General features: G+C 67.1%; 17 protein-coding genes. 5 read left to right on the forward strand and 12 right to left on the reverse strand.

The window, feature by feature from the left end; translation table 11 throughout:
- Positions 1-238: 238 nt before the first annotated feature.
- The 12 genes from HUK68_RS14665 to HUK68_RS14720 all read right to left on the reverse strand — a co-directional run bounded on the left by HUK68_RS14665 (position 239) and on the right by HUK68_RS14720 (position 10,100).
- The gene (locus HUK68_RS14665; protein WP_175504845.1) at positions 239-1,744 is read right to left on the reverse strand and encodes a DegQ family serine endoprotease; all 1,506 of its coding nucleotides are present in this window, start codon (positions 1,742-1,744) and stop codon (positions 239-241) included.
- 120 nt (positions 1,745-1,864) lie between these two features.
- Positions 1,865-2,482, reverse strand: coding sequence for a sigma-E factor negative regulatory protein (locus HUK68_RS14670; protein ID WP_175504846.1), 618 nt, complete (start codon positions 2,480-2,482; stop codon positions 1,865-1,867).
- Between the two features lie 46 nt (positions 2,483-2,528).
- Positions 2,529-3,158, reverse strand: a complete 630-nt coding sequence (rpoE, locus tag HUK68_RS14675) for an RNA polymerase sigma factor RpoE (protein ID WP_175504847.1) — start codon at positions 3,156-3,158, stop codon at positions 2,529-2,531.
- A gap of 37 nt (positions 3,159-3,195) precedes the next feature.
- A complete protein-coding gene (locus HUK68_RS14680; protein WP_175504848.1) occupies positions 3,196-3,654 on the reverse strand; it encodes a hypothetical protein in 459 nt (152 codons plus the stop codon).
- A gap of 88 nt (positions 3,655-3,742) precedes the next feature.
- Positions 3,743-4,987, reverse strand: a complete 1,245-nt coding sequence (gene fabF, locus HUK68_RS14685; RefSeq protein ID WP_175504849.1) for a beta-ketoacyl-ACP synthase II — start codon at positions 4,985-4,987, stop codon at positions 3,743-3,745.
- Positions 4,988-5,030: 43 nt separating this feature from the next.
- Positions 5,031-5,270, reverse strand: coding sequence for an acyl carrier protein (acpP, locus tag HUK68_RS14690; RefSeq protein ID WP_048441207.1), 240 nt, complete (start codon positions 5,268-5,270; stop codon positions 5,031-5,033).
- 101 nt (positions 5,271-5,371) lie between these two features.
- Complete coding sequence (gene fabG, locus HUK68_RS14695) at positions 5,372-6,115, reverse strand: 3-oxoacyl-ACP reductase FabG (protein ID WP_175504850.1); 744 nt, start codon at positions 6,113-6,115, stop codon at positions 5,372-5,374.
- Positions 6,112-7,056, reverse strand: coding sequence for an ACP S-malonyltransferase (gene fabD, locus HUK68_RS14700; RefSeq protein ID WP_175504851.1), 945 nt, complete (start codon positions 7,054-7,056; stop codon positions 6,112-6,114). Before fabD ends, fabG begins: the two co-directional genes overlap by 4 nt.
- A gap of 49 nt (positions 7,057-7,105) precedes the next feature.
- Positions 7,106-8,083, reverse strand: a complete 978-nt coding sequence (locus HUK68_RS14705) for a beta-ketoacyl-ACP synthase III (protein ID WP_175504852.1) — start codon at positions 8,081-8,083, stop codon at positions 7,106-7,108.
- A gap of 12 nt (positions 8,084-8,095) precedes the next feature.
- Positions 8,096-9,142, reverse strand: coding sequence for a phosphate acyltransferase PlsX (gene plsX / locus HUK68_RS14710; RefSeq protein WP_175504853.1), 1,047 nt, complete (start codon positions 9,140-9,142; stop codon positions 8,096-8,098).
- Positions 9,143-9,254: 112 nt separating this feature from the next.
- Positions 9,255-9,437, reverse strand: a complete 183-nt coding sequence (gene rpmF, locus HUK68_RS14715; RefSeq protein ID WP_159917732.1) for a 50S ribosomal protein L32 — start codon at positions 9,435-9,437, stop codon at positions 9,255-9,257.
- A gap of 111 nt (positions 9,438-9,548) precedes the next feature.
- Positions 9,549-10,100: a YceD family protein gene (locus HUK68_RS14720; protein WP_175504854.1), complete on the reverse strand. Its 552-nt coding sequence runs from the start codon at positions 10,098-10,100 to the stop codon at positions 9,549-9,551.
- Positions 10,101-10,126: 26 nt separating this feature from the next.
- Here HUK68_RS14720 and HUK68_RS14725 point away from each other — a divergent pair, with 26 nt between their 5' ends.
- Genes HUK68_RS14725 through HUK68_RS14745 form a run of 5 tightly spaced genes read left to right on the forward strand, consistent with a single transcriptional unit; the run spans position 10,127 to position 15,182 of the window.
- A complete protein-coding gene (locus HUK68_RS14725; protein ID WP_175504855.1) occupies positions 10,127-10,741 on the forward strand; it encodes a Maf family nucleotide pyrophosphatase in 615 nt (204 codons plus the stop codon).
- Positions 10,738-11,526 carry an SAM-dependent methyltransferase gene (locus HUK68_RS14730; RefSeq protein WP_175504856.1) on the forward strand — a complete coding sequence of 263 codons (789 nt, stop codon included), beginning with the start codon at positions 10,738-10,740 and terminating at the stop codon, positions 11,524-11,526. Before HUK68_RS14725 ends, HUK68_RS14730 begins: the two co-directional genes overlap by 4 nt.
- Before the next feature lie 60 nt (positions 11,527-11,586).
- On the forward strand, positions 11,587-12,321 hold the full coding sequence (locus HUK68_RS14735) for a sterol desaturase family protein (protein WP_175504857.1): 735 nt from the start codon (positions 11,587-11,589) through the stop codon (positions 12,319-12,321).
- Positions 12,322-13,230, forward strand: a complete 909-nt coding sequence (locus HUK68_RS14740) for a fatty acid desaturase (protein ID WP_244146182.1) — start codon at positions 12,322-12,324, stop codon at positions 13,228-13,230.
- A 17-nt stretch (positions 13,231-13,247) separates the two neighbouring features.
- Positions 13,248-15,182, forward strand: coding sequence for a beta-ketoacyl-ACP synthase III (locus HUK68_RS14745; RefSeq protein ID WP_175504858.1), 1,935 nt, complete (start codon positions 13,248-13,250; stop codon positions 15,180-15,182).
- Positions 15,183-15,190: the final 8 nt, after the last annotated feature.

Genomic DNA, 15,190 nt, shown 5'->3' on the forward strand with positions numbered 1-15,190 from the left:
GCGATGGTTGGGGCTTCATTGTAGGCAAAAAGCCCGCCAACAAAAGCCGCGCACCACCGCCCCCCGAGGGGATTTGCCAGTTGGCGACAGGGTCATGCCTGCGGGGCAATGCCCCGCGTCGCGCTCCCCCGGCCTGCATGGCCGGCTGGCCGGCGCGGCGTCCCTGCAAGCCCATGTTTGCCGCCGGTCCTGGCCGCAACCGGCAATTCTACCCAATGCGCCGAAGCCGGCGCTGCGCTCAGCGTGCAGGACGGATCAGCACGTACTGCGCCCACTCGCCGCGGCGCACCAGCAGGTTGATCGGCTTGCTCTTGTCGGCCTTGGCCAGCGCTGCCTCGAAGCTCTTCATGTTGGTGATCTCGGTGTTGGCCACGGCCAGCAGCACATCGCCTTCGCGCAGCCCGGCACGCGCGGCCGCGCCGTCGGCCGACGCCACGCGCACGCCGCCCTTGATCTTGAGCTCTTTTTTCTGCGCTTCGGTCAACTCCGCCACCGCCAGGCCCAGTTGCTGCGCCGCGGCCGATGCCTTGGGCGCCTTTTCCTCGCTCGCGGGTGCGGCTGCCGCTGCCTTCTCGTCGGGTTCGACCTCGGCAATGGTGATGCTCAGGTCGCGCTGGCTGCCGCGGCGGAACACGGTGATCGCGCTCTTGGTGCCGGGCTTGGTGTTGCCGACCATGCGCGGCAGGTCGCCGAACTTCTCGATCGGCTTGCCTTCATAGCGCGTGATCACGTCGCCGGCCTCGATGCCGGCCTTCTCGGCGGGCGAGCCGGCCTCGACGGCGCTGACCAGCGCGCCCTGGGGCTTGCCCAGGCCGATGGATTCGGCCACGTCCTTGGTCACGGCGCCGATCTGCACGCCGATGCGCCCACGCGTGACCTTGCCCGTGGTGCGCAGCTGGTCGCTGACGCGGATGGCTTCATCCATGGGGATCGCGAACGAGATGCCCATGAAGCCGCCCGAGCGCGAGTAGATCTGGCTGTTGATGCCGACCACCTCGCCGCGCAGGTTGATCAGCGGGCCGCCCGAGTTGCCGGGATTGATGGCGACGTCGGTCTGGATGAAGGGAATGTATTCGCCGGTATCGCGCTGCTTGGCGCTGACGATGCCCGCCGTGACGCTGTTTTCGAGGCCGAACGGCGAGCCGATGGCCATGACCCACTCGCCGACCTTGAGGCGGTTCACGTCGCCCACCTTCACGGCGGGCAGGCCCTTGGCGTCAATCTTCACCACGGCGACGTCGGTGCGCTTGTCCGAGCCGATGATCTTGGCCTTGAATTCACGCTTGTCGGTGAGCGTCACGATGACTTCGGACGCGCCTTCGACCACATGGGCGTTGGTCATCACGTAACCGTCCTGCGTCAGGATGAAGCCCGAGCCCACGCCGCGCGGCTGATCTTCCTCGGCCTGCGGCTGCTGCGGACGCTGCGGGCGCTGCGGCAGGTTGGGAATGGGCACGCCGAAGCGCCGGAAGAACTCCAGCATGTCTTCGTCCATGCCGCTGGCATTGCCGCGGCTCGCGACCTTTTCCGAGGTGCGGATGTTGACCACCGAAGGCCCGACCTGCTCCACCAGGTCGGTGAAGTCGGGCAGGCCGCGCACCGCGGCCGCGGCAGCCGACGGCAGCGCCGCCGGCGCGGGCGCCTGGGCGAACGCCGAAGCGGGCAGCAGCGCGCCCGTCGACACGGCAGCCATGACCGATGCCAGCACGCAGGAACGCGCCGATCTCCAGGGGGTATTGGACATTCTCATCCTTTCACAATACTCGAAGCAAACACGGTTTGGAAGGCACTTTGGGGAAATGGTTCCCCGGCCGCCGGGCGCGGCGCGCACCCGGCCATGATGCACGCGCCGCGGCGGGCGCGCTCAGCGGCGAACGGAAGTGTCCGAGAAACCCGCGTTGCGCAGGAAGTTGGCCGGCATCTGCAGCGCCGCGACGCTGCTGTACTGGCGGTGCGCGGCCAGCAGTTCGTCCAGGCGCGGATCGCGCAGCATGACCGGCGCGCCGGGGCCCGACTGCATGGCGACAATCTCGGTGGGCACCGACTGCTGGGGCGCGCCGTTTTGCACCAGCTCGATGCCTGCGGGCGCGCTGCCGCTGCCGAGCATCGAACTCCAGCCCAGCGCCGCCACGGCCGCGACCGACGCCACGCCGGCCGCCACCTTCCAGCGGAACACCGAGCCATTGGCGGCCCGGTCCACGCCCTGCGCAGCAGTAATCGCTTGCAGTGCCATCGGCTGCAGCTGCGGCCTGGGCTCGCGCGCCAGCTGCGCGCGCACGCCGGACAGCACATCGTGCTGGGCGTGGTGCGCCAGTTCGGGCGAGCGCAATACGTCGCCGACCAACTGGTACAGCTGCCAGGTCTGGCGGCCCTCATCGCTGTCCGCAAACGCCAGCGCCGCGCCGATGTCGCCAGCCGCCAGCTGGCCGTCGGCCAATGCCGACAACTGCTCTTTTTGACTTTGGTTCAGATCTTGTTTCATGATGCCATCCACCGGCGCCGCTGCAGCGCCACCCTACTACCAACGCTTACCAACGCTTGCCCGTCTGGTTTTCCAGCAAGGGCTTGACCCGTGCGGAGATCGCCTCGCGGGCGCGAAAGATGCGCGAACGCACCGTGCCGATCGGACACTCCATGGCCGCGGCAATCTCCTCATAGCTCAAGCCCTCGATCTCGCGCAGCGTGACCGCCTGGCGCAATTCCTCGGGCAAGGCCTGCATTGCGGCATTGACCGCCTGGGCGATTTCCTGTGCCGCCAGCACCGTTTCCGGTGTCTCGTCCGTGGTTAGTTCTTGTCCCGGCGCAGAAGTTTCATCTTCATCGCTTTGGTTACGTAACGCCGAATCGGTGACCACCGGATTGCGCTTCATGTCGAGCAGCGCCTTCTTCGCGGTGTTGACCGCGATGCGGTAGAGCCAGGTATAGAACTGGGCCTCGCCGCGAAACTGGTGCAGCGCGCGGTAGGCGCGGATGAAGGTTTCCTGGGCAATGTCCTGCACCTGGTCGGTATCGCGCACCATGCGCGCGATCAGCCGTTCGATGCGGCGCTGGTACTTGATCACCAGCAGCTCGAAGGCACGCTGGTCACCGGCATTTGTGCGCTCCACCAATTGGAGGTCGCTGTCGCTGGCGCTGGGAGGTGTCACGGAAGGCTTCATGGAATCGTTCGGGGCGCGCCGCGCCGCTTTTGCGCCATCAGGCGCTCGCGGCAGGCCGGGCGCGCCAATATACCGCACGCCGCAGATCTCCCCACAGCACCGGTGCGCTCGTACCCTGAAGCCAGAGCCAGTGCGGACGTCCACTCCCTGGCGCTATGCGCAGCAGCAGGAAACCCTGTCCGTCCCAGCAGACTTCGGGCGCGGCGCGCAACAGCACCGGCCCGCCCGCGAGGCCCGCATGCAACCACCATTCAAGTCCATCCCATTCGAGCCAGCCGCCGAGCCAGTGCCGCCAGCGCCACCAGGCGCTGCCCCCGGCCGCGAGCCACAGCGCCAGGCCCAGCAGCGCAGGCCAAGGCCCTGGCCCTGCTCCATGCAATGCCCACAGCAGCAGCCCCGCCGCCCCCATGGCCGCCAGCGCCACCAAGCCTGCGCCGACAGCCCAGGGAGGCCGTGCCAGCGCATAACGCAGGCGCGTGGGTGCGGTGCGCGTCATGGCCCATGCAGACCATGAAAAAGGCGCCGTCTCACCGGCAGATTTGCGGGAGAGCGGCGCCTGGGCATGGTGCGGCGGAGGAAAAGGGTCAGATCCGCTTGAAGATCAGCGAGCCGTTGGTCCCGCCGAAACCGAAGTTGTTCTTCAGCGCCACGTCGATCTTCATGTCCCGCGCGGTGTTCGCGCAGTAATCGAGATCGCATTCGGGATCCTGCGAGAAGATGTTGATCGTCGGCGGCACTTTCTGGTGGTGCAGCGCCAGCACGGTGAACACGCTCTCGATGCCGCCGGCGCCGCCCAGCAGGTGGCCGGTCATCGACTTGGTCGAGCTCACGACCGTCTTCTTCGCATGGTCGCCGAGCGCGGCCTTGATGGCATTCGTCTCGTTGAGGTCGCCCAGCGGCGTGGAAGTGCCATGGGCATTGAGGTAGTCCACCTGGTCGGCGTTCATCCCTGCATTGCGCAAAGCATTGAGCATGGCGCGGCGCGGGCCGTCCATGTTGGGTGCCGTCATGTGGCCGGCATCGGCGCTCATGCCGAAGCCCGCCAGTTCGGCGTAAATCTTGGCACCGCGGGCCTTGGCGTGCTCGTACTCTTCGAGCACCAGCATGCCGGCGCCCTCGCCCAGCACAAAACCGTCACGGTCCTTGTCCCAGGGGCGCGACGCCGTCTTCGGGTCGTCATTGCGCGTGGAAAGCGCGCGCATGGCGGCAAAACCGCCGACGCCCAGAGGCGAGACTGTTGCTTCCGTGCCGCCGGCGATCACCACGTCGGCGTCGCCGTACTCGATCATGCGACCCGCTTCACCGATGCAATGCAGACCGGTGGTACATGCCGTGACCACCGCGAGGTTCGGCCCCTTGAAGCCAAACCGCATGGACACATGTCCGGCCACCATGTTGATGATGGACGCGGGCACGAAGAACGGCGTGATGCGGCGCGGGCCGCGGTTGCTCAGTTCGATCTGGGTGTTCTCGATCAGCGGCAAGCCGCCAATACCCGAACCCACGACGCAGGCAATGCGCGTGGCCAGATCATCGGACAGGGCCTCGCCCGTAGGCAAGCCCGCATCCTGCACGGCTTGCGCCGCAGCCGCAATGCCATAGTGGATGAAGGTGTCCATCGCCCGCGCATCCTTTGCGCTGAGATAGGACTCCACATCAAACCCTTTGACCTCACCTGCGATCTTGCAGGCAAAGTTCGACGCGTCGAACTTGGTGATGAGGTCAATTCCGGACTGGCCGGCCAAAAGATTGGCCCAGGCATCCGCCACCGTGTTACCTACGGGGCTGATGCAACCCAGGCCGGTCACGACAACGCGACGACGGCTCATGCGTAAAACTTTCTCTACTTGACGCGCAGGGCGCGCAGGCCTATCAGGCCTTTTGGTGGGTATTGGCGTAGTCGATGGCGTTTTGCACCGTCGTGATCTTCTCGGCGTCTTCGTCGGGGATCTCGATGCCGAACTCGTCTTCCAAAGCCATCACCAGTTCCACGGTGTCCAGGGAGTCGGCGCCCAGATCAGCCACGAAGGCCTTTTCGCTGGTGACTTGAGACTCTTCCACGCCGAGTTGTTCGGCGATGATTTTTTTGACACGTGCTTCGATATCGCTCATGGTTTCCCTCTGGGGGTTGTGAATGAATCCGCGATTCTAGCTGTTCAGGGCAAAACCCCTGCACAACCTGCCGCCCGGATATACGGCATGACTCTTGACAATTACATGTACATGCCACCGTTGACATGCAATTCCTGGCCTGTGACATAGCCCGCACCCGTGGATGCGAGGTAGGCCACCGCGTGTGCGATGTCGGACGGCTGGCCCAGTTGCCCCAGGGCAATCTGCGATTGCAGCGCCTGGCGCTGCTCCTGCGGCAGCTGCGCGGTCATGTCGGTTTCAATGAAACCAGGGGCCACGCAGTTGACGGTGATGCCGCGGCTGCCGAGCTCGCGCGCCAGGGCGCGCGTCATGCCGGCAACACCCGCCTTGGCGGCAGCGTAGTTGGCCTGGCCCGGGTTGCCCGATGCGCCGACCACGCTGGTGATCGAAATGATACGGCCAAAGCGCTGCTTCATCATCGGACGAATGGCGGCGCGGCTCACGCGAAAGACCGCCTTGAGATTGGTGTCGATCACCGCATCCCAGTCGTCGTCCTTCATGCGCATGGCCAGCTGGTCGCGCGTGATGCCGGCGTTGTTGACCAGCACGTGCAGGCCGCCCTGGGTCTTGACGATGTTCTCGACCAGCGCCTCGACGGCCGCGCCGTCGGTGACGTTCAGATTGACGCCGCGGCAGCCGGGAAAGGCTGCCAGGGCTTCGCCAATGCGCTCGGCGCCGCTGTCGGAGGTGGCCGTGCCGACCACCTGGAAGCCGCGGCTGGCGAGTTCGAGCGCAATGGCGGCACCGATGCCGCGCGTGGCGCCGGTCACCAGGGCCACTTGGGGTTTGGAGGATTCAGTCATGCGATCAGTTCTTTCACTTCGGCCAGCGTGGCCGGGTCGTAGAGGGCTGCGCCCACGAGTTCGGCATCGATGCGGCGCGTCAGGCCTGCCAGCACCTTGCCCGGGCCGCATTCGATGAGATGGGTGATGCCGCGGGCCTTCATGGCCTGCACGCATTCGACCCAGCGCACCGGACCGAACGCCTGGCGGTACAGCGCCTCGCGGATGGCATCGGGCTCGGTCTGCACCGTGACGTCGATGTTGTTGATGACCGGGATCTGCGGCGCGGCCAGCGCGATCTGCGCCAGTGCGGCGCGCAGTTTCTCGGCGGCGGGCTTCATCAGGCTCGAATGGAACGGCGCCGACACCGGCAGCGGCAGCGCGCGCTTGGCGCCCGCGGCCTTGAGGGCTTCACAGGCCTTTTCGACAGCCAGCTTGCTGCCGGCAATGACGGTCTGTGCGGGATCGTTGAAATTCACCGCCTCGACGGTTTCGGCGCCGCCCAGGCTTGCCGTGACTTCAGCGCAACCGGCCGTCACCGCGTCGGCATTCATGCCCAGGATGGCCGCCATCGCGCCCGTGCCCACCGGCACGGCTTCCTGCATGGCCTGCGCACGCAGGCGTACCAGCGGTGCGGCCTGGGCCAGCGTCAGCACGCCCGCGGCAACCAGCGCCGAGTACTCGCCCAGCGAATGGCCGGCCAGCGCTGCGGGCGTTGCGCCGCCTTCGGCACGCCAGACACGCCATGCGGCCACGCCCGCGACCAGCATCACCGGCTGGGTGTTGGTGGTCAGCGCCAGCGCTTCCTTCGGGCCTTCGTGGATCAGCCGCCCGACATTCTCGCCGAGCGCTTCGGAGGCTTCGGCCAGGGTCTCGACGACCACCGGATGGTCTTGCCAGGCGTCCAGCATGCCCACGGATTGCGAGCCTTGGCCGGGAAAGACAAATGCAAATTTCTTCATGCGGTCTTCTTTTAGTTTTTTCGAAAAAGGCGGTCAGGGCCGCCCGTGGTCACAGCTTGAGCAGCACCGCGCCCCAGGTGAAGCCCCCGCCCACCCCTTCCAGCAGCAGGTTCTGGCCGGGCTTGATCTGGCCGGAGCGCACGCCATGGTCGAGCGCCAGCGGAATCGATGCCGCCGAGGTGTTGCCATGCTGATCGACGGTGACGATGACCTTCTCCATCGGCAGCTTGAGCTTCCTGGCGGTGCTCTGCATGATGCGGATGTTGGCCTGGTGCGGAATCAGCCAGTCGATGTCGGCCTCGGTCATGCCGGCCTTGTCCAGGGTGGCGCGCGCGGCCTTCTCGAGCACGCCCACCGCCAGCTTGAACACCGCCTGCCCGTCCATCTTCAGCACCGGGTCGCCAATGATCTTGCCGCCCGACACATTGCCCGGCACGCACAGGATGTCGCTGTGCTTGCCGTCGGCATGCAGATCGCTGGCCAGGATGCCGGGCTGGTCGGACGCTTCGAGCACCACCGCGCCCGCACCGTCGCCAAACAGCACGCAGGTCGTGCGGTCGTTGAAATCGAGGATGCGGCTGAACACCTCGGCGCCGATCACCAGCGCGCACTTGGCCGCGCCGGTCTGGATCAGCGCATCGGCCACGGTCAGCGCGTAGACGAAGCCGCTGCACACCGCCTGCACGTCGAATGCCGGGCAGCCGCTGGCGCCGAGCTTGTGCTGCAGGATCGCGGCGCTCGACGGGAAAACCATGTCGGGCGTGGACGTGGCAACGATGATCAGGTCCACTTCGTCGGCCGTGCGGCCTGCGGCTTCAAGCGCCTTGCGCGCGGCTTCGAGGCCCAGGTCGCTGCTGGTGACATCGGGTGCGGCAAAGTGCCGCGCGCGGATGCCGGTGCGCTCGACGATCCACTCGTCCGAAGTCTCAATGCCGCGCGTGGCCAGATCGGCCTGGATGTCCTGATTGGTCACGCGCCGGGGTGGCAGATAGCTTCCGGTGCCGGTGATGCGGGAATAGATTCTCATCTTTTTAAAGGCTCAAGACGCCGACAGGGGAGCAGCCGCAATGGCAGGCGTGGCGTCCAGCAAGGGCGCGGCACGGGCAATCCGGGAACGGACGCGGTCGAGCAAGTTATTGCAGGCCGCATCATACGCCCGGCTCAGCGCGTACTCGAAAGCAATCGCATCCGCGGAACCATGGCTCTTGAACACCAGGCCGCGCAGGCCCAGCAACGCCGCGCCGTTGTAGCGCCGGTGATCCATGCGCTTCATCAGCGCCGACAGCACCGGGTAGGCGATGACGGCGGCGAGCTTGGTCAGCAGGTTGCGCTTGAACTCCTGCTTGAGGCCGTTGCTGATCATCGAAGCCACGCCCTCGCTGGTCTTGAGCGCGACATTGCCGACGAAACCGTCGCAGACCACGATATCGACCGTGCCCTTGAAGATGTCATTGCCTTCGACGTTGCCGAAGAAGTTGATCTCCCCGGCCTGGCCCGCCGTGCGCAGCAATTCGCCGCTGCGCTTGATGATGTCGCTGCCCTTGATGGCTTCCTCGCCGATGTTGAGCAGGCCGACCGACGCCTTGGAGCCTTCGTCAAGCACCGACACCAGCGCCGTGCCCATGAACGCGAACTGCAGCAGGTGTTCGGCCGTGCAGTCGACGTTGGCACCCAGGTCGAGCACGGTGGTCGCGCGGCCCAGGCCGTTGGGCAGCTGCGCGGCAATCGCGGGACGGTCGATGCCGTCGAGGGTCTTGAGCACGTAGCGCGCAATGGCCATCAGCGCGCCGGTGTTGCCGGCCGAGACGGCGGCGGCGGCAGCGCCGGCCTTGACCTGCTCGATGGCCACGCGCATGGACGAGTCTTTCTTGCGCCGCAGTGCGACTTCGACCGGGTCGTCCATGCCCACGACTTCGGAAGCCGCGACCAGGGTGACGCGTTCATGCTGGAAGGATTCCAGGCTCTCGGTCTTGCCGACGAGCAAAAGGTGCGCCTTGGGATGTTTGTCGAGAAACTGACGGCACGCCGCGAGCGTGACGCGGGGGCCATGATCGCCCCCCATGCAGTCAACAGCCAGTGTGATCATGGGCGACTTGCGGACCTCGAGCGAGGCCTTAAAGAAAAAATAACGCGTTCAAAAACACAAAAGCCCGCGCTACTTATTTTGTAGCCGCGGGCCCTGTGGGAGCGGTCGAAGATCAGGCTTCGGACTTGTTCTTCAGCACCTGGCGGCCGCGGTAGACACCGGTGGGGCTGATGTGGTGACGCAGGTGGGTTTCACCCGTGGTCGGCTCGACAGCGATGCCGGGCACGTTCAGGGCGTTGTGCGAACGGTGCATGCCGCGCTTGGAGGGGGATTTCTTGTTTTGCTGAACAGCCATGGTGGCTCCTGAGTCTTGAAGGGGTTGGTAAAAAACGCGATCAGCCCATTGAAGACACGAGGGGATCTGCGAATAGCCGGCAATTATAACGCAATCACATCGGAAGGGGAATTACTGCTTGGGCTTGGCGATGCGCAGGCTGGCCAGCGCGGCAAAAGGATTGGGCTTTTCGCTGGTGGCCTGGTTGAAATTCGCGTCGCTCGAGGCCAGCGGCACGGCATCGGGACAGACGTCGTGCATGGGCACCACGGGCAGCTCCATCAGCAGTTCGTCCTCGAGCAGCTCGCGCAGCGCGAACTCCTTGCTCAGAGCCAGCAGGTCCTCTTCGCTTTCGTCGTCCAGCGCCTCGGCCGTGGCTTCATCGGCAACGAAGCGGAAAGACCGGTCCACATCCAGGGGGATAGCCGCCAGCGTGAGGCAGCGCTGGCAGACCATGGGCAGGTCGAGTTCGGCCTGCAGGTGCAGCCAGACCTGGGGCGCGGCGCCGGTTTCGCTGCGCAGCTCGCCCTGGGCCGCCCAGCGGACATGGACATCATCGTGCGGGCCCTGGGCTTCCTGCGCCAGGCGTTTGAATTGCGAGAGCGGATCCTGGCCCTCGAGGTGCGCCTGCGCCTGCGCAAACGCCTTGATGTCGAGCCGGTCCGGGGAAAATTCCTTGGTCATGGCGGCCAGTGTAAGAGAATCGGCGCATGCTTGAATCCCCTGCCAATACGAACCCTTTGCGCCAGCGGGCCCTGATCCTGGGCTCGACCTCGCGCTACCGCCGCGAACTGCTGGCGCGCCTGGGCCTGCCCTTTGAAACGGCCGCGCCCGAAGTCGACGAGACACCGCTGCCCGATGAAGCGCCGCGCGCGCTGGCCCTGCGCCTGGCCGAAGCCAAGGCACGCGCCGTGGCCGCGCTGCACCCCGACGCCATCGTGATCGGCTCCGACCAGGTGGCCGATCTCGCGGGCAAGCCGCTGGGCAAGCCGCTGACGCACGAGCGCGCGGTGCGCCAGCTGCAGGCCATGCGCGGCCAGACGGTGCTGTTCGAGACCGCGGTGAGCGTCGTATGCCAGGCCAGCGGGTTTGCGCAGACCGCGCTGGCCACGGTGGAAGTGCAGTTCCGCGACCTGGCCGACGACGAGATCGAGCGCTACCTGCGTGCCGAGCAGCCCTATGACTGCGCCGGCAGCGCAAAAAGCGAGGGCCTGGGCATCACGCTGCTGACGCAGATCCTCAATGACGATCCGACGGCGCTGATCGGCCTGCCGCTGATCCGCACCGCCCAGCTGCTGCGCGCCGCGGGGCTGCAACTGCCATGAGCGGCGCCGCCAACACCGCGCGCGGCACGCTGTACCTCGTGCCCGCGCCGCTGGACTTCGGCTGCGACAGCCAGGCGCCGCTGGGCGATGTGCTGCCCGAGGCCACGCTGCGCCGCGCCGCCAGCCTCACGCACTGGATCTGCGAGAACGCCAAGAGCACCCGCGGCTACCTGAACCGCATCGCACCCCTCCACCCGCTGGCCGCGCCGCTGCAGGCGCAGTCGATCGTCGAGCTGCCGCGCGAAGTGCACAAGAAAGGCGACCATGGCGACAAGGGCAGCGCGGTGTTCGACGCCAAGACCCTGCTCGCGCCGGCCTTGCAGGGCCACGACATCGGCCTGGTCAGCGAAGCCGGCATGCCGGCGATTGCCGACCCGGGCAGCTCCGTCGTGCGCGCCGCGCATGACCTGGGGCTGGCCGTGGTGCCGCTGGTCGGTCCGGTGTCGCTGCTGCTGACGCTGGCCGCGAGCGGCCTCAACGGCCAGAACTTCGCGTTTGTCGGCTATCTGCCCCAGGACGGCGCGGCGCGCGCCCAGCGCATCCGCGAACTCGAAGCCTTGGCGCTGCGCCAGGGCCAGACCCAGCTGTTCATCGAGACGCCCTACCGCAACCCGGCGCTGTGGCAGGCGCTGCTGCAGACCTTGCAGCCCAACAGCCGGCTCGCGCTCGCCGCCGGCCTCACGCTGGCCACGGCGCGCATCGAGAGCCGGCTGGTGCGCGACTGGAAACAGCTGCCCGTCCCTGCCGACAACCGCACGCCGGTGGTGTTTGCGCTCGGACGCTGAACCGGAGCCCATCCCGCTATCATTGGCCGCGGTGGGATGCTTTCACCGGATGGAGCCTTGATGGACACTGGGAGTTGGTTCGTCCAGCTCGATGCCTGGCAGGTCATGGCATTGGGTCTGGTCTTTTTCGGCAGCCTGTACTGCCTGGGCGGCTGGGGCATGACGGCGCTCACGCGCAGTCTCGCGCGGCGCGGCATCGGCCGGGTGCTCGATGCGCGCGCGCTCAAGCCCGACCAGTTGCGCCGCGAATGGCGCCAGTCGCTGCACTCGGTGCTGATCTTCGGCATTGGCATGGTCGTGCCCTGGGGATTGCTGCAATTGGGGTGGGCGCAGCTCGCGCCCAGCGCCAGCGCGGGCCGCATTGCGCTCGAGATCGCCGCGCTGCTGGTCTGGAACGATGTGCATTTCTGGCTCAACCACCGGCTGCTGCACACGCGCCGGCTGGTGCGCTTCCATGGCGACCACCACCGCTCGGTGGTCACGACGCCCTGGTCGACCTACAGCTTCCACCCGATCGAAGCCATCATGCTGGGCAATATCATCCTGCTGCCGATGCTGGTGCATGACTTCTATTTCTGGTCGCTGGCCAGCGTGCCGGTGCTGAGCCTGCTGCTCAATGTGATCGGCCACGCCAACTACGACTTCTTCCCGCGCGTGTCCGACACCCACCCGCTGGCCGCGAGCCGGCGCCACCACCTGCACCACGCGCGCCCGGCCGGCAACTACGGCTTTGCGCTGGCTTTCATGGACCAGTTGATGCGCACCCGGGTCGAGTCCGCGCCGGGTCCGCGCTGAATGGGTTGGCGGCTGCGCCACTGGCGCGACTGGCAATCCGTGGCCTATATGCTGGCCTTGCCGCTGCTGGTCTGGTGGCAATGGACGCATGGCTGGCACTGGCTGCTCTACGGCCTGACCCTGTTCCTCACGCTGGGCGTGGGCGTGATCCACCACAACCACACGCATCTGCGCATGTGGCGCGGCCGCCGGGCCAATCGCTTCACGGACTACTGGCTCACGCTGCTGCAGGGCCACCCGACCTTTGTGTTCTGGCCCGCGCATGTCGCCAACCACCACCGCTTTCGCCACGGCCCGCGCGATATCGCGCGCACCTACCGGCGCGAGTTCGGCGGCGACACCAACCACCTGTGGGGCTATCTGATCCACCCGGTACAGGCCGCGCTGGTGCTGTACCCGCTGTTCCTGCACTGGCTGGGCCGGCTGCGCATCCATTCGCCCGGCGCCTTTCGCTACTGCATGGGCCAGTACGCGCTGTGGCTGGGCAGCTGGGCGCTGCTGCTGGCGCTCGACTGGAAGAAGGCCCTGCTGTTCGTCATCGTGCCGCAACTGCATGGACTGCACTGGCTGCTGGCGACCAACTACCTGCAGCACGCGCATGCCGACGGCCGGCCGCTGGGCCGCGCGCAGCGCCAGGCGCCGGACACGCCGCTGAACTACGCGCGCAATTTCGAAGGCTGGGTCAACCCGCTGCTGTTCAATATCGGCCTGCACACCGCGCACCATGAATGCCCGCAGGCCCACTGGTCGGAGCTGACGCGGCTGCATGCCGAGCATTATCGCCAGCGCGTCGATCCCGCGCTCAACGAGGGCGGGCTGCTGCCCTACATGGGGCGGGTGTTCGTGCTGGGCCTGTTGCGGCCCGCAGCGCGCACCCGGCCGCAGATGCCGCCCGGCTCCATCGAATAACCACTGCCCTAGAAGCCATGCCTGTTGCCTATTCCAACGTATACCTTCAATCCGCGGGAATGTTCCTGCCCGGCGCCCCGGTCGACAACGCCGGCATGGATGCCTACGTCGCGCCGCTGAACCGCATCTCCGAGCGCCTCAAGCGCCGCATCCTGGCCGAGAACGGCATCCAGACGCGCCACTACGCCATCGACGGCGCAGGCGCGACGGTATTCAGCAACGCGCAGATGGCGGCCGGCGCGATCCAGGCCACGCTGGCCGCGGCCGGCAAGTCGCTGGCCGACATCGGTTTCCTGTCCAGCGGCTCCTCGGGCGGCGATGCGCTGATGCCGGGCTTTGCGAGCATGATCCAGGGCGAGATGGCCGCGCCGCCGATGGAGACGCTGTCGGTGCATGGCGTCTGCGCGGCCAGCGTGGGCGCGCTGCAGGCCGCGGCCATGGCCGTCGAAAGCGGCGCGCACCCGCTGGCGCTGGCCGTGGCCAGCGAGATGCCGTCGCGGCTGTTCAAGCGCTCGCGCTTTGCGGCCCAGGGCTATGACACCGATTTCGACGCGCATTTCCTGCGCTGGATGCTGTCGGACGGCGCGGGCGCGGCGCTGCTCGGCGGCCCGCAGGCCCTGCCCCAGGCGGGCGGCCTGCGGCTGCAGCTCAAGTGGACCCATCTGCGCAGCTTTGCGGGCGACTATCCGGTCTGCATGCAGCTGGGCATGACGGCCGACCGCAGCCAGAGCCATCTCGACTTCCCGGCCTGGGGCGATGCCGAGGCCGCGGGCGCGCTCGCGCTGCGCCAGGACATCCGGCTGCTGCCGCACCTGTTCGATGTCTGCATCCACGAATACGCCGATCTCGCGCACAAGGGCTGGGTGCCCGAGCGCGGCATCGACCATTTCCTGTGCCACTACTCGTCCGAACGCTTCATTCCCGTGGTCGACGACCTGCTGAACAAGGCGCAGCTGTCGATCCCGCGCGCGCGCTGGTGGAGCAATCTGGCCTGGCGCGGCAACACCGGCGCGGCCTCGATCTTCATCATGCTGGCGGAATTCCTGGAGCAGCGCGGCGCGGCGCTCAAGGCCGGCGAGACCGTGCTGTGCTTCATTCCCGAGTCGGGGCGCTTCACGGCCGGCTACATGCTGTGGGAGGTGGTGGCGGACACTCCGGCCGAAGCCGCGGCCGCGTATCCGCGCCAGCCCGCGGCCAGCCATGCCATTGCCGATGACGCGCTGCCCGATGTCAGCACCATTGCGCCGCCGCACGATCCGGCCGCGGCGCCGCGGGCCCTGGCGCCGCTGCTGACCGAGCTGGCCAGCATCTGGCAGGACTACCGGTCGCAGGTCTGGCGCACGCCGCTGCTGCAGCGCATCCGCACGCGCCAGCTGCAGACCGCCGACTACGTGCGCTGGATGGGCCAGTGGATTCCCCAGGTGCGCGAAGGCAGCCTGTGGATGCGCGAGGGCGCGGCCTCGCTGACCGGCGACTACGCGGCGCTGGCGGCGCTGATCGACCTGCACGCGGGCGAGGAGCAAAACGATTTCAGGATACTGCACAGCGACTACCTCAAGGCCGGCGGCACCCAGACCGACATCGGCGCGCTGCGCCGCAACCCCGGCGGCGAGGCGCTCAATGCCTATCTGCACAGCCTGGCGGCCACGCCCGACCCGATCGGCCTGCTGGGCGCGATCTACATCATCGAGGGCACGGGCCAGCGCATCGTGCCCAGCCTGCTGCCGCTGCTGCGCGCGGCGCTGCCGCTGCCGCCCGATGCCTTCCGCTTCCTCGAATACCACGGCGCCAACGACGAGCACCATCTCGAGCGCTGGCTGATGGCGGTGCAGATGGCGCTGGAACTAGACACCACGGGCACGGCCCAGCAGGCCATCGTGCAGACCGCGCGCAACACGGCGGCGATGTATCTGATGCAGTTCCAGCATGTGCTGGGGCCGGACGGACAGTAAGGAGGCGC

The organism is Comamonas antarctica (assembly GCF_013363755.1).
Taxonomy (GTDB): Bacteria; Pseudomonadota; Gammaproteobacteria; order Burkholderiales; family Burkholderiaceae_C; genus Comamonas; species Comamonas antarctica.

Bases quoted from the DNA above. Each gene is read 5' to 3' on its own strand.
- HUK68_RS14665 (WP_175504845.1), bottom strand. From the start codon at position 1,744: ATGTCCAATACCCCCTGGAGATCGGCGCGTTCCTGCGTGCTGGCATCG.
- HUK68_RS14670 (WP_175504846.1), bottom strand. From the start codon at position 2,482: ATGAAACAAGATCTGAACCAAAGTCAAAAAGAGCAGTTGTCGGCATTG.
- rpoE (WP_175504847.1), bottom strand. From the start codon at position 3,158: ATGAAGCCTTCCGTGACACCTCCCAGCGCCAGCGACAGCGACCTCCAA.
- HUK68_RS14680 (WP_175504848.1), bottom strand. From the start codon at position 3,654: ATGACGCGCACCGCACCCACGCGCCTGCGTTATGCGCTGGCACGGCCT.
- fabF (WP_175504849.1), bottom strand. From the start codon at position 4,987: ATGAGCCGTCGTCGCGTTGTCGTGACCGGCCTGGGTTGCATCAGCCCC.
- acpP (WP_048441207.1), bottom strand. From the start codon at position 5,270: ATGAGCGATATCGAAGCACGTGTCAAAAAAATCATCGCCGAACAACTC.
- fabG (WP_175504850.1), bottom strand. From the start codon at position 6,115: ATGACTGAATCCTCCAAACCCCAAGTGGCCCTGGTGACCGGCGCCACG.
- fabD (WP_175504851.1), bottom strand. From the start codon at position 7,056: ATGAAGAAATTTGCATTTGTCTTTCCCGGCCAAGGCTCGCAATCCGTG.
- HUK68_RS14705 (WP_175504852.1), bottom strand. From the start codon at position 8,083: ATGAGAATCTATTCCCGCATCACCGGCACCGGAAGCTATCTGCCACCC.
- plsX (WP_175504853.1), bottom strand. From the start codon at position 9,142: ATGATCACACTGGCTGTTGACTGCATGGGGGGCGATCATGGCCCCCGC.
- rpmF (WP_159917732.1), bottom strand. From the start codon at position 9,437: ATGGCTGTTCAGCAAAACAAGAAATCCCCCTCCAAGCGCGGCATGCAC.
- HUK68_RS14720 (WP_175504854.1), bottom strand. From the start codon at position 10,100: ATGACCAAGGAATTTTCCCCGGACCGGCTCGACATCAAGGCGTTTGCG.
- HUK68_RS14725 (WP_175504855.1), top strand. From the start codon at position 10,127: ATGCTTGAATCCCCTGCCAATACGAACCCTTTGCGCCAGCGGGCCCTG.
- HUK68_RS14730 (WP_175504856.1), top strand. From the start codon at position 10,738: ATGAGCGGCGCCGCCAACACCGCGCGCGGCACGCTGTACCTCGTGCCC.
- HUK68_RS14735 (WP_175504857.1), top strand. From the start codon at position 11,587: ATGGACACTGGGAGTTGGTTCGTCCAGCTCGATGCCTGGCAGGTCATG.
- HUK68_RS14740 (WP_244146182.1), top strand. From the start codon at position 12,322: ATGGGTTGGCGGCTGCGCCACTGGCGCGACTGGCAATCCGTGGCCTAT.
- HUK68_RS14745 (WP_175504858.1), top strand. From the start codon at position 13,248: ATGCCTGTTGCCTATTCCAACGTATACCTTCAATCCGCGGGAATGTTC.